The 12,432-nt window shown below is 67.7% G+C and carries 11 protein-coding genes and 1 pseudogene; 7 read left to right on the plus strand and 5 right to left on the minus strand.

Annotated features, from left to right (window positions below):
* Positions 1 to 333 precede the first annotated feature (333 nt).
* Positions 334 to 1,062, minus strand: a complete 729-nt coding sequence (locus ACFWPJ_RS12210) for a PaaX family transcriptional regulator C-terminal domain-containing protein (protein WP_378850045.1) — start codon at positions 1,060 to 1,062, stop codon at positions 334 to 336.
* A 137-nt stretch (positions 1,063 to 1,199) separates the two neighbouring features.
* On the opposite strand from ACFWPJ_RS12210, the gene ACFWPJ_RS12215 reads away from it, so the two are divergent.
* From ACFWPJ_RS12215 to ACFWPJ_RS12235, 5 genes and pseudogenes are all read left to right on the plus strand, one after another.
* Positions 1,200 to 2,831: an acyl-CoA dehydrogenase family protein gene (locus ACFWPJ_RS12215; RefSeq protein WP_378850047.1), complete on the plus strand. Its 1,632-nt coding sequence runs from the start codon at positions 1,200 to 1,202 to the stop codon at positions 2,829 to 2,831.
* A gap of 21 nt (positions 2,832 to 2,852) precedes the next feature.
* Positions 2,853 to 3,863, plus strand: a complete 1,011-nt coding sequence (locus ACFWPJ_RS12220; RefSeq protein WP_378850049.1) for a diiron oxygenase — start codon at positions 2,853 to 2,855, stop codon at positions 3,861 to 3,863.
* Positions 3,864 to 3,894: 31 nt separating this feature from the next.
* On the plus strand, positions 3,895 to 4,914 hold the full coding sequence (locus ACFWPJ_RS12225) for a crotonase/enoyl-CoA hydratase family protein (protein ID WP_378850051.1): 1,020 nt from the start codon (positions 3,895 to 3,897) through the stop codon (positions 4,912 to 4,914).
* A gap of 47 nt (positions 4,915 to 4,961) precedes the next feature.
* Positions 4,962 to 5,045, plus strand: a pseudogene (locus ACFWPJ_RS12230) (enoyl-CoA hydratase); the annotation flags it as partial.
* A gap of 157 nt (positions 5,046 to 5,202) precedes the next feature.
* The gene (locus tag ACFWPJ_RS12235) at positions 5,203 to 6,030 is read left to right on the plus strand and encodes an SDR family NAD(P)-dependent oxidoreductase (protein WP_378850053.1); all 828 of its coding nucleotides are present in this window, start codon (positions 5,203 to 5,205) and stop codon (positions 6,028 to 6,030) included.
* A gap of 6 nt (positions 6,031 to 6,036) precedes the next feature.
* On the opposite strand, the gene ACFWPJ_RS12240 is transcribed toward ACFWPJ_RS12235, so the two are convergent.
* Genes ACFWPJ_RS12240 through ACFWPJ_RS12255 form a run of 4 tightly spaced genes read right to left on the minus strand, consistent with a single transcriptional unit; the run spans position 6,037 to position 9,580 of the window.
* Positions 6,037 to 6,636: a TetR/AcrR family transcriptional regulator gene (locus tag ACFWPJ_RS12240; protein ID WP_378850054.1), complete on the minus strand. Its 600-nt coding sequence runs from the start codon at positions 6,634 to 6,636 to the stop codon at positions 6,037 to 6,039.
* Between the two features lie 7 nt (positions 6,637 to 6,643).
* Complete coding sequence (locus ACFWPJ_RS12245) at positions 6,644 to 7,747, minus strand: PDR/VanB family oxidoreductase (protein WP_378850055.1); 1,104 nt, start codon at positions 7,745 to 7,747, stop codon at positions 6,644 to 6,646.
* A gap of 11 nt (positions 7,748 to 7,758) precedes the next feature.
* Positions 7,759 to 8,658 carry a metal-dependent hydrolase gene (locus ACFWPJ_RS12250; protein WP_378850057.1) on the minus strand — a complete coding sequence of 300 codons (900 nt, stop codon included), beginning with the start codon at positions 8,656 to 8,658 and terminating at the stop codon, positions 7,759 to 7,761.
* 1 nt (position 8,659) lies between these two features.
* Positions 8,660 to 9,580: an alpha/beta fold hydrolase gene (locus ACFWPJ_RS12255; protein WP_378850058.1), complete on the minus strand. Its 921-nt coding sequence runs from the start codon at positions 9,578 to 9,580 to the stop codon at positions 8,660 to 8,662.
* Positions 9,581 to 9,770: 190 nt separating this feature from the next.
* Between ACFWPJ_RS12255 and ACFWPJ_RS12260 the strand changes: the two genes are divergently transcribed.
* Entirely contained in the window at positions 9,771 to 11,588 is a 1,818-nt protein-coding gene (locus ACFWPJ_RS12260) for an amidohydrolase family protein (RefSeq protein WP_378850060.1), read from the plus strand.
* A gap of 50 nt (positions 11,589 to 11,638) precedes the next feature.
* A partial coding sequence (locus ACFWPJ_RS12265; RefSeq protein WP_378850062.1) for an NAD(P)H-dependent flavin oxidoreductase occupies positions 11,639 to 12,432 on the plus strand: 794 nt, incomplete at its 3' end.

Genomic DNA, 12,432 nt, shown 5'->3' on the forward strand with positions numbered 1-12,432 from the left:
GGTTCACAGACCGGGCCTGACCTGTTTTTTCGTGCTGGCCCCCCGAAAACCCCCCGTTTTGGCCGTGTGTTTGATGGACGCGGCCTGCGGACCACACCGTCCACAGTTCCGATCACTACCGTTGTCGCAGGTTCGATTCCTCGCCGGGGCGCATCGAAGATGGGAACGCAGGCGACCTGGGAATCTATGGCGGTCAACTGGTAGTCGACGCCGAATTCACCCTGAGTTGAGCGGCGATGCGGCCTTCAGCGGGTACTCATCGTCGGTGGATTCGCGCGTCGACGTCAGCAATGGCGGCGATGCTGTCGATGTCCGGCGCCCGATCAGTGCGTGTCACGGTACGTAAGTGGTGGCGAAAGCGGTGAATTCCGTGCGGAAGTCGCGGTAGGCGCGGCGCAGGTCGGCACCCGGCCACGGTTGGGGCAGGAACTCCGCGGGCAGGATCGGGTCGTGCAGGATATGACGGACGACCGCTGCTGCTACTTCGAGACGGTCTCGCATCGCGTCGGCGGCATCGAGGGCGGCCAGCAGCTTCGTCGCGATGTCGGCCCAGTCGGCGGGCTGAAACAGTCGTGTGGCGAGTTCCTCGGGGTCATCGGGCCGGCCGGTCACGTAGGTGAGCCGGTGGGCGGCGGCGATCTGTGCGGTGGTGAGGTTGTCCGGTCGACCCCATACGCCTTCGCGAATCTCACCGAACTTGTTGGCCTGTAGCGATTCTCGCAGGAGCGTTCGGTCGGCCGCGGCCTCGGCGCCGGTGGTGACGATCGCCAGTCGCCAGTCGCCGTCGTAGGGCCGCAGGATCGGATCGATGGCGAGGTCCTGCAGTTTCTGGCGTTTCAGCAGACGCGGGGTGAGCCGGTAGGTGGCCTCGTCGCGTTCGAGGTCCCCGGCCGACACCATGCGAGTCAGCGCCGCTCGCACGGTCGACTCGTGCAGGCCGAGTTCGGTCGCCAGATGCACGATCGCCGCCGCGGGCGCCTGCGCCGGATGCGCGCCCAGCAACACGCTCAAGACTGCCGACCTGGCCGTCAGGCGACGCATCGGGAGCGAGTTCTCAACCATCGGTCGATGGTAGCCAGCTGCCGGTCTGTCGACCTCGCAAGGATCGACCGGCCGAGGCGGTATTGCACATTTGCGTCATGCAATGCAGACTTGCAATACGGCCGGGGGCCGGGACACGAACCGCTGGAGGGATCGGCATGACAACCCACGAGGTGACGAATCAGGTACCGCCGCTGGTCGACTACGACCCGGCCGACTACCCCGTGGTGCTGGAAGCACTGCACCGAGCGGGCGCCGTGCATGCCGTCGACGAGCTGCACGAGGTCGGCCGCTCGGCAGGCAGTGCGCAAGCGCAGGAACTGGGTGACCTCGCGGAAGCCCACCCGCCGGTCCTGAAGACCCACGATCGCTACGGTCATCGCGTCGACGAGGTCGCCTACGACCCCAGCTACCACCAGTTGATGCGCCACGCCATCGGCTTCGGCCTGCACGGCGCACCCTGGGCCGACGAGCGCCCGGCTCCGCACCTGACGCGGGCGGCCAAACTGAGCATCTGGGCCCAGGTGGACGCAGGCCACGGTTGCCCGGTGTCGATGACCTACGCGGTGGTCCCCGCGCTGCGGGCGAATCCTGAGCTCGCCGCGGTCTACGAGCCGCTGCTCACCAGCGCGGTCTACGACCCCGGCCTGCGGGTGCCCGCGACCAAACTCGGTCTCACGGCGGGCATGTCGATGACCGAGAAGCAGGGCGGCTCCGATGTGCGCGCCAACACCACCGCCGCGGTGCCCCAGCCCGATGGCTCCTACCGGATCACCGGCCACAAATGGTTCACCTCGGCGCCGATGTCGGATTTCTTCCTGGTGCTGGCACACGCACCCGCCGGGCTGTCCTGCTTCTTCGTGCCGCGAGTGCTGCCCGACGGCACCCGCAACCCGTTCCACCTGCAGCGGCTGAAAGACAAGCTGGGCAACCACTCCAATGCCAGCAGCGAGGTCGAATACGACAACACCGTGGGCTGGCTGGTCGGCCCCGAGGGGCGTGGCGTGCCGACCATCGTCGAGATGGTGAACCTCACCCGCCTCGACTGCATCCTCGGCAGCGCCGCGGGCATGCGGGTCGGGGTCACCAACGCGGCTCATCACGCCGCGCACCGCAGCGCTTTCGGCGCGACCCTGATCGACCAGCCGCTGATGCGCAATGTGCTCACCGATCTGGCCGTGGAAGCCGAAGCCGCGACCGTGGCCGGATTGTGGCTGGCCGAGCTCACCGACCACGCGATGGCCGGTGACGAGCAGGCGGCGACGCTGCGCCGAATCGCTTTGGCGGTGACCAAGTACCACGTCTGCAAGCGTGGCCCGATCCACGCCGCCGAAGCACTGGAATGCCTGGGCGGCAACGGGTATGTCGAAGAGTCGCGGATGCCACGGCTGTACCGGGAAGCGCCGCTGATGTCGGTGTGGGAAGGGTCCGGCAATGTCGCAGCGCTGGACACTCTGCGCGCCATGGCCAAGCAGCCCGAGACTCTCGGAGCTTTCCTGGACGCGGTGAAGGCGACGGCGGGTTCGTCGGCCGAACTCGACACCGCGATCGGTCGCCTCGAACGGGAATTCGGCGACTTCGAGACGATGCAGTACCGGGCTCGCCGCGTCGTCGGGCAGATGGCGCAAGTGTTGCAGGGCTCGCTGCTGGTCCGCTACGGGCACCCAGCCGTCGCCGACGGGTACCTGCGGACCCGGCTCGCGGGCGACCGCGGCGATGTCTTCGGCACCCTCCCGCTCGGTATCGACACCGCGGCGATTCTCGAACGATCCACACCGAAGCTCGCCTGAGCTGGACAAGGAGCGCGATCAATGGCGATCACACCCGAACGCAATGCCGCCGGCGAAGCCATCGACTATGCCGAGATGCTACATGCGCTGGCTGATGCCTCGGTCGAGCGCGGCTTCAGCCCCTATCACGACATCGACTGGGACGCGCCCGAATTCCAGGTCACGCCCGACGATCGCCGGTGGGTTCTCCCCGAAACCGACCTCATCGGCCGCCACCCCTGGTATCGATCGCTGCCGGTGGGGGTCCAGATCGAGATCGGCAGGCACCGGCAGGCAGGGATGGCGAAGGTGGGGCTGCAGTTCGAGCAGCTGCTGATGTCCGGGGTCATGCTCTATCTGCTGAACCTGCCCAACGGTTCGGCCGAGTTCCGTTACGCCACCCACGAAGTCATCGAAGAGTGCAACCACACGCTGATGTTTCAGCAGGCCGTCAACCGGTCCGGGGCCGATGTGGTCGGCTTCGGCAGGCTCTTTCGCAGCGTCGCGCCGCTGATCCCGCTGATCGCCCGGATCTCGCCGACCTTCTTCTTCATGTGCATCCTCGCGGGCGAAGAGCCGATCGACCACATCCAGAAGGCATTCCTGCGCGGCCACCCCGGGGACTATCACCCGATTTTGAAGGACGTCATGCGGATTCACGTGGCCGAGGAAGCGCGCCACATCTCGTTCGCGCACGAGTTCATCCGCAGGCACGTGCCGGAGTCAGGGTTCCTCGCCCGGGGTGCGCTGTCGGTGCTGCTACCAGTGGCTATGCGCGTCGCGTGCGAGCTGATCGTTCCGCCTTCGCGGGAGTTCTGGTCCCGGTTCGCCGTGCCCGATCACGTCCGGCGCGAGTTGTTCTGGGCGTCAGCGGGATCGCGCCGCGAACGTCGCGGCTATTTCGGCGATGTGCGCGCGCTCGCCCACCAAGTGGGACTCATGAACCCGGTGGCGCGGGGTGTCTGGAAACTGGCGGGCATCGATGGGCCACCCACGCGGTATCGCGGTGAGCCGGTCCGGGAGCCGACGCCGCGGGCGCGGCCTGCCGATTGATATCTCCCTGTCGAATTCGAAGGAGCCTACTGTGTCCCACCCCGAGCCCGAATCCGGCGAACGACCTGCGGCCTGGTATGAGAGCTGGACCGAAGGTCCCGAGTCGCCGTGGCGGCACCGCCCCGATCCGGACTTCGAGCGCGAGTACTCCACGCTCACCTATGAACGCGACGGCCGGATCGCCCGGATCATGTTCAACCGCCCGGACAAGGGCAACGCGATCACCCCGCATACCCCACGAGACCTGGCGCACGCGGTGGAGCGGGCCGACCTGGACCCGCGCGTGCACGTCATCGTGGTGTCCGGGCGCGGTAAAGGGTTCTGCGGCGGCTACGACCTGGACATGTTCGCCGAGCAGAGCTTCGCGGGCGCGGGCGGACCGGACGAGATCAACGGAACCGTGCTCGACCCGGTGGTCAATGCGATCAACCACAATCCGCAGGGGGTGTGGGACCCGATGATCGATTACGCCATGATGAGCCGGTTCACCAAGGGCTTTGCCAGCCTGATGCACGCCAACAAGCCGACAGTGGCCAAGCTGCACGGCTTCGCGGTGGCCGGCGGCACCGATATCGCGCTGCACGCCGATCAGATCATCTGCGCCGACGACACCAAGATCGGGTATCCGCCCACCAGGGTCTGGGGCATTCCGGCGGCGGGCCTGTGGGCGCACCGGCTCGGGGACCAGCGCGCCAAGCGGCTGCTGTTCACCGGCGACTGCATCAGCGGCAAGCAGGCCGCCGAATGGGGTCTGGCGGTGGAGTCCTGTCCCGCCGAGGAACTCGACGAGCGCACCGAGGCGCTGGTGGAGCGCATCGCGCGGATGCCGGTCAACCAGCTGATGATGGCCAAGCTCGCGCTCAACTCCGCGCTGAACACCCAGGGCGTCGCCAACTCGGCCATGATCAGCACCATCTTCGACGGGATCTCCCGGCACACGCGCGAGGGCTACGCATTCCAGACCTATTCCGCCACCGCAGGTTTCCGGAAGGCCGTGCGGGAGCGCGACGAACCGTACGGCGATCACAAGCGCGCCCAGTTCGAGCGGTGATGCCGAGATGACCGCGAGCACCATGACAGTCGACTACGACGGACCGGCCGGACGGCGACGCGCCGATGAGCGTCTCGCGGTTGCGGCTGTCCGAGTCGGTGATCGCCGCTGTCAGCGGCTATGCCGTCGCTTGCCCCGGGACGGCTGACCGAAACCGCCGCGCTGGCCGACGATTCGGCCACGGCGCCATCTTGATTTCCCACGACACCCTCGCGGGCGCGACCCGCTTCGCCGACGGCGCGGCCGTCACGGCGAGTTCGCCCACAACGGAGAAGGAATCACCGAGTAATGAGCAGTCTCGCCGGCAAGTCGGCCATCGTGACCGGTAGCGGTCGCGGTATCGGTGCCGCCATCGCCCACAAGCTCGCCGCGCACGGCGCGCAGGTCGTGGTCAACGACCTCGATCCGGCAGCTGCCGAAGAGACCGTGCGCGAGATCCGGGCCGCTGGGGGAGCCGCCGTCGCCTGCGCGGGCAATATCTCCGAGACGGGTTTCGCCGATCGGTTCGTCGCGACCGCCGTCCAGGCATTCGGTGGGCTCGACATCATCGTCAACAACGCCGGATACACCTGGGACGGGGTGGTGCAGAAGGTCAGTGACGAGCAGTGGGACGCCATTCTGGACGTGCACCTCAAGGCGCCGTTCCAGATCCTGCGGGCCGCGCAACCGGTGATCAGCGCCGCGTCGAAGCGGGAGAAGGCCGCGGGCGCGACCGTCACCCGCAAGGTCGTCAACATCTCCTCGCTCGCCGGTCTCTACGGCAACGCCGGGCAGATCAACTACTCCGCGGCCAAAGCGGGCATCCTCGGGGTCACCAAGGCGATGGCCAAGGAGTGGGGCCGCTACCGGGTCACCGTCAACGCCGTCGCGTTCGGGTTGATCAAGACTCGGCTCACCGAGTCCGCCGCCGACGGGGACGCGACCATCGAGATCGAGGGCCGCGAACTGAAGGTCGGCGTCAATCCGATGATCCTGCAGGCCGCGCAGCACATCGCCCCACTGGGTCGGCTCGGTACGCCGGAGGAAGCGGCAGGCGCGGTCTACCTGCTGTGCCTGCCCGAATCCGACTACGTCACCGGCGAAGTCCTGGCCTGCAGCGGCGGCCTGGTCGGCTGAGCGGAGCTAGCGGAGGTCGTCGAGCATTTGCGCCCACCGGTCGGCGACCTGCGCGCGGCGGCGGGAGTCGTCGTTGAGCATGCCGGCCAGGCCGAGGCCGCGGGCGCTGTCGAGGAACGCCTGCACGGTGGTGCGCACGGTGGGGTTGTTGCCGTTCAGACCCAGCACCTCGATCAGGGCCCAGAAGCTGCGGGCCCCGACCTCCAGCTCCATGGCGGCGACGCGGGGTGTCAGCACCGGGTCGTCGGAGGCCGCGATGCACAGTTGCAGGGCGGCTTTGAACGTCGGGCCCTGGTGCAGCTCGACCACCCGGTGGACTGTCTCGCGCGTGCTGTCGGGACCGGGCGCGATGGTGTGCTGGAAAGCCTCGATCTCCTGGACGCGGGTTTCCATGATGTGCTGCACCGACGCGGTGAACAGGCCGTCGCGGTCCTTGAAGTGATGCTGGATCGCGCCACGGGTCACCCCGGCGCGCTCGGCCACTTCGGCGACGCTGGCATTGCGCCAGCCGCGGGTGGCGAGCACGTCCAGGGCCGCGTCCACGATGCGCTGGTGGGTCGCGACGCCGTTCTCGTTCTGTGGTTTGCGTCGCGCGCTCGCCGTCATCGCCGGCCTACAGCTCGACGGTCAAAGATCCCTTGGCACGTGACACACATGGGAGAAAGTATCCCGCGTCCAGTTCCTGGGGGCTCAGGGCGGTCGACCTGTGCTCTGGTGTGCCGTCGAGCACCCGCACCGCGCACGAACGGCAGAAGCCTTGCTGACAGGAGTAGGTGGCGTCCGGGCGGGCGGCGAGGATGGCGTCCAACGCGGTCTGCTCGGCGCCGACGGTCAGCGTTTCGCCGGTGCCGGCCAGGTGGATGTCGAACTCTTCGCCGTCGACCACCGGGGCGGGGGAGAATCGCTCGTAGTGGAACTCCACATCGGGTCGGCTGAGCAGGGCGGCGCGCAGTGCGTCGACCATCGGCGGCGGCCCGCAGGTGTAGACCGCGGGCGATCCGGACAGCTCGCCCAGCAGCAGCGCGGGCTCGGCCAGGCCGGTTTCGTCGTCGCTGTGGATGGTGATCTTGTCCCCGTAGGCTGCGAGCTCGGGCAGGAAGGCCATCGAGTCCCTGTTGCGTCCGCAGTAGATCATCGTCCACGGCATCCCGATCTGGTCGAGGACTGCGAGCATCGGCAGGATCGGTGTGATCCCGATGCCGCCTGCGATCAGGCGGACCGCTGTCGTCGACTGTTTGTAGCCGCCGACGGCGAGCGGGAAGGCATTGCGCGGCAAGCCGATCCGCAGCCGGGTTCCCACCACCAGGCCCTGATGGACTTCGGCGGACCCACCGCGACCATTCGGGATGAACCGCACCGCGATGCGATAGCGGTGGCGTTCGTCCGGATCACCGCACAGCGAGTACTGCCGCATGATGCCCGAGGGCAGTTCGAGGTCGAGGTGCGCGCCGGGCCGCCACGGCGGCAGTTCCGCGCCGTCGGGCAGTTCGAAGGTCACCGCGACGACGTTCTCGTCCTGGGCCACCAGCTCGCGGTCGGTGACCACGACATCGAAGAACTGCTGTGGTCGACCGAGCCCGGTTTCGGGGAGCGCGGCGAAGCCGTCGATCCAGTTCAGCGCGTCCATGCCCCGGGCGAGCACCCACATCAGCGGGTCATGGCGGAATCGGCCGTGCGCGTGGGCGGGAATCTCGCGCAGGCGAGGTCGGTCCGACATCGTCGCTCCTGTCATGCCGCGGTCCGGGATTCGATGGTCGCGAGGTAGGACAGCGCCTGGGCCATCGAACCGGTGTCATCGGGCTGGTAGCTGGGCGTGAGGTAGTCGTAGACCGCGCTCAGCACCATGCCCAGGGTCGGCAGCAGGCCCCGTCGGCCGTCCCGGATGACCTCGTAGAGCACCCGCAGCCGGGAGTTGGTCGCGGCGGGATCGTTCTTGACCAGGTACCAGATGAACCTGGCCGAAATCCAGACGGTCACCGGGAACACCACGAGCATCGTCCGCAGCCGACGGGAATAGCGGTCGTCGAAGTACTCGGCCATCTCGTGGGCGACGGTGCGGTGTTCCATCTCCTCGGCGCCGTGCCACCGGAACAGGGCGGTCATGTTCGGGTCGGCGTGGTATTCGTCCCAGGTGCAGTTCAGCACGTAGTGGCCGAGGAACGCGGTGAAGTTCTCGAGCGCCGCGGTGATGGCCAACCGGTTGATCAGATGCTGCCTGATCCGTCGCGGGTTGCGGTATGCGCGTGGGCCGAGCACTCGGCGCAGGAAGAAGCGCGATTGTGCCAGCAGCGGTTCGGGATCGATGCAGTTGCGCTGGAAGTAGTCGCCGAGCGAATCGTCGTGCGCGTTCGCGTGCATGGTCTCCTGGCCGATGAAGCCGAGAACGTCCTCGCGCAGGCGGGGGTCGCGAATTTCCGGCAGTGCCTCTTTGAACGCTTCGATGAAGAATCGTTCGACCTCGGGGAAGAGCAGGTGATACGAGCTGACCACATGGGAGGCGACCGCGTGACCGGGAATCCAGTGCAGGGGAGTCCCGGTGAGATCGAAGTCCACCTGGCGGGCCTTGAGCTGTAGCGGGCCGATGTCGACGGCGTCCATGACCGGCCGGGTCCTCTTGCGCAACTTCATGTCAGGCTCCTTTGCCGACGAAATCGATGATGTGCCGAGTGACGATCTCGGGCTGTTCCAGGTGGGTGAAGTGGCCTGCGGCCGCGACGACGGTGCGGCGGCTGCCTGCCGGGAGGTGGTCCAGCGCGTCGGCGCCGGTGTCGACCAGTCCGCAGGTGTCCTCGGCGCCTTGCAGATAGAGGGTGGGGACCTGCGGCGCGGCGAAGGCGGCCAGTTGTTCGTAGCGGTAGTCGCGGGTGCGGCGGTAGAGCGGGTTCCAGACGGCACGGTAGTAGCTGAACGCCGCCCGTCGGCGCGCGCGGCCGGCCAGGGCGATCAGTCCCAGCTCGCGGTGCCGGGTCACCGCCGAGTTCGAGTTCGGGGCCCACGCCCGCCACAGTCGCTCGATCAGCCAGGCGCCGATCGCGTCGGAGACCCAGGGCAGTGAGACGAGCGTCATGTACCAGCTGCGCGGGGCCTGGCGGGCCAGCCGTGGGGCATTGACACGCAGTCGCGAGGGGGCGAACAGCGCCTTGATCGTGGCCAGCGGGGGAATGGCGATCAGCACGCTGCGGTGGAACAGGGCCGGGTGGGCCGCGGTGAGCGCGCTCACGATCGCACCGCCCCAGTCGTGGCCGATGACGATGGCGCGCTCGTCGGCGCCGATCTGGCGATGGATGGTGACGATGTCGTCGACCAGCGAGCCGATCGAGTAGTCGTCGTCGGCGGCCAGGGAGCTCGGCGCGTAGCCCCGCGTGAAAGGCGCGACGACGTAGCGGCCGGTCGCGGCGAGTGCGGGCCCGATCACTTCCCAGGTCCAGGCGCTGTCGGGAAAACCGTGCACGAGCAGTGCGGCGGGATCATCGGGATCGCCCCAGGTCAGCGCCGCCAGCTCGGCGGTGGCCGACCGGAACCGCCTCGTCGCGGGGGTGGTCGTTGACATGCGCGCCCTTTCGGTCCGCGGCCGGAACGGCCCTTGCATTTTGACATTCACTAGTGCATGGTTTTACATGTTACTCGGCGTTGCGTCAATCGTGATGTGGAAAGTTCCCAGGTAGGGGTGATGGCCGAGCCGCATGGGCGCTCGAACCTCGAGCCTTATGACATGCAAACGAGCATGAAGGGAGTCCGGTATGGGTAGCTACGATCTGGTCATCCGCGACGGGATCTGGTTCGACGGCTCCGGATCGGCGGCGCGCACCGCCGATATCGGCATCAAGGACGGCGAGGTCGTCGAGGTCAGCTCGCGGCCGCTCGACGTCGCCGAGGCCGACGAGGTGATCGAGGCCGGCGGCAAGTGGGTGATGCCCGGTTTCGTGGACATCCACACCCACTACGACGTCGAGATGCTCGCCGCCTCCGCGCTGACCGAGTCGTTGCGCCACGGCGTGACCACCACGGTGATCGGAAACTGTTCGCTGACCACGATTCTGGCGACCAATGTCGAGTGCGCCGACATCTTCAGCCGTGTCGAGGCGGTGCCGCGTGAGATCGTGATCGGCACCCTGGACAAGCACCGCACCTGGTCCACCCCGACCGAATACGCCGACGCCATCGACAAGCTCGACCTCGGCCCCAATGTCGCGACGTTCCTCGGCCAGTCCGATATGCGGATCCATGTCATGGGCATGGACCGCGCGGTCGACGACAAGGCCAAGCCGTCCGACGTCGAGCTCGAACGCATGATCGTGCTGCTGAACGAGGCGCTCGACGCCGGGTTCCTCGGCATGTCGGCCACGACGAACTGGATCGACAAGCTCGACGGTGACCTCTACCGCTCGCGCTCGCTGCCGACCACCTTCGTCAAGCGCCGCGAATTCCGCGCGTTGAACAAGGTCCTGCGCGACCGGGAACGTATCCTGCAGAGCACGCCGGAGATCTCGCTCACGCCGAACGTGCCCAAGTTCTTCCTCGCCGCGGGCGGCCGGTTCCGCCGCAAGGCCCTCAAGGTCTCGCTGCTCGCCGCCGCCGACTCCAAGGCGTATCCGCCGCTGGTGTACTTCATGATGTACGGCGCGCCGATCATCAACCGCCTGCTCAACGGAGTCTTCCGCTGGCAACACCTGCCCGTGCCGTTCACGGTGTACGCCGACGGTATCGACCTGGTCGTGTTCGAGGAATTCGGTTCCGGCGCGGCCGCTCTCGACATCAAGGACCAGATCGAGCGCAACGAGCTGTTGCGCAGCGAGGAGTACCGGCGCTGGTTCCGCCGCGACTACGAGAACAAATTCACCCCGAAGATCTGGCACCGCAACCTCTACGACGCCACCGTCGTCGACAGCCCGGACCCCGACCACATCGGCAAGAGCTTCGGCCGCCTCGCCGACGAGCGCGGCATCCACCCGGTCGACGCGTTCCTCGACCTGGTCGTCGAGCACGGCCGAAAGATCCGCTGGCGCACCACGATCGCCAACCACCGGCCCAAGTACGCCGACAAGCTCGCCGCCAACAAGAACGTGCACATGGGCTTCGGCGACGCGGGCGCGCACCTGCGCAACATGGCCTTCTACAACTACCACCTGCGGTTGCTCGAGCGCGTGAAGTCCGCGCAGGGCAAGCGCAAGCCGTTCCTCACCCTCGAGCACGCGGTGCACCGGCTCACCGGTGAACTGGCCGACTGGTACAACCTCGACGCCGGCCACCTGCGCGTCGGCGACCGGGCCGACATCGTCATCGTCGACCCGGAGGGACTCGACGGTGCGGTGCACGAGCTCGCCGAACAGGAAGTTCCCGAATACAACGGCCTGCGTCGCATGGTCAACCGCAACGACCGCGCGGTCACCGCGACCATCGTCAACGGCCGCGTCGTCTACCGCGACGGGAAGTTCGCCGACGGCCTCGGAAACGGCTGGGGGCCCGGTCGTTTCCTCCCCGCCGGTCGCAAGGTCCGTGGCACCGCCCCCACTCCCTCCGTCTCGGCACCGTCGTGCCGGAAAGGAACACCGTGCTGAAAACCGCCGAACTCGCGCGCACGCTCACCCTGCCGGTGGTCGCGGCCCCGATGTTTCTCATCTCGAAGCCGAAACTGGTGATCGCGCAGGCCCGCGCCGGGATCGTCGGCTCGTTTCCGACGCTGAACGCGCGCTCGGTGGAATCGCTGCGGGACTGGCTGGCCGAGATCGGCGAGTCGGTGGCGGCCGCGCCCTACGCCGCCAACCTGATCGTGCACCGGTCGAACACGCGCTGGGAGGAGGACCTCGCCGCGGTGGTCGACCACCGTGTACCGGTGGTCATCACCTCGCTCGGTCTGCGGTCCGAGGTCGTCGGCGCGGTGCACTCCTACGGCGGCATCGTCCTGCACGATGTGATCAACAACCGCTTCGCCCGTAAGGCCGCCGAGACCGGATACGACGGTCTGATCGCGGTCGCCGCCGGTGCGGGCGGGCACGCGGGCACGCTGTCGCCGTTCGCTCTGCTCTCCGAGATCCGGCAGTGGTTCGACGGGCTGTTGCTGTTGTCCGGCTCGATCGCGCACGGCCGCTCGGTGCTCGCCGCCCAGGCCGCCGGCGCCGACCTCGCCTATGTCGGATCGGCGTTCATCGCCACCGACGAGGCCGATGCCGCCGACGCGTACAAGGAGCAGATCTCGACCTCGACGGCCGCCGACATCGTCTACACGAACCTGTTCACCGGTGTGCACGGAAACTACCTGCGCGGCAGCATCATCGCGGCCGGTCTCGACCCGGACAACCTGCCGGTCTCGGATCCCTCGGCGATGAACTTCGGCTCCGGCGGCGACACCGATGCCAAGGCGTGGCGCGACATCTGGGGTTCCGGCCAGGGCATCGGCCCGAT

Origin of the sequence: Nocardia sp. NPDC058497, from assembly GCF_042720195.1 — a bacterium.
In the GTDB taxonomy this organism is placed as follows: domain Bacteria; phylum Actinomycetota; class Actinomycetes; order Mycobacteriales; family Mycobacteriaceae; genus Nocardia.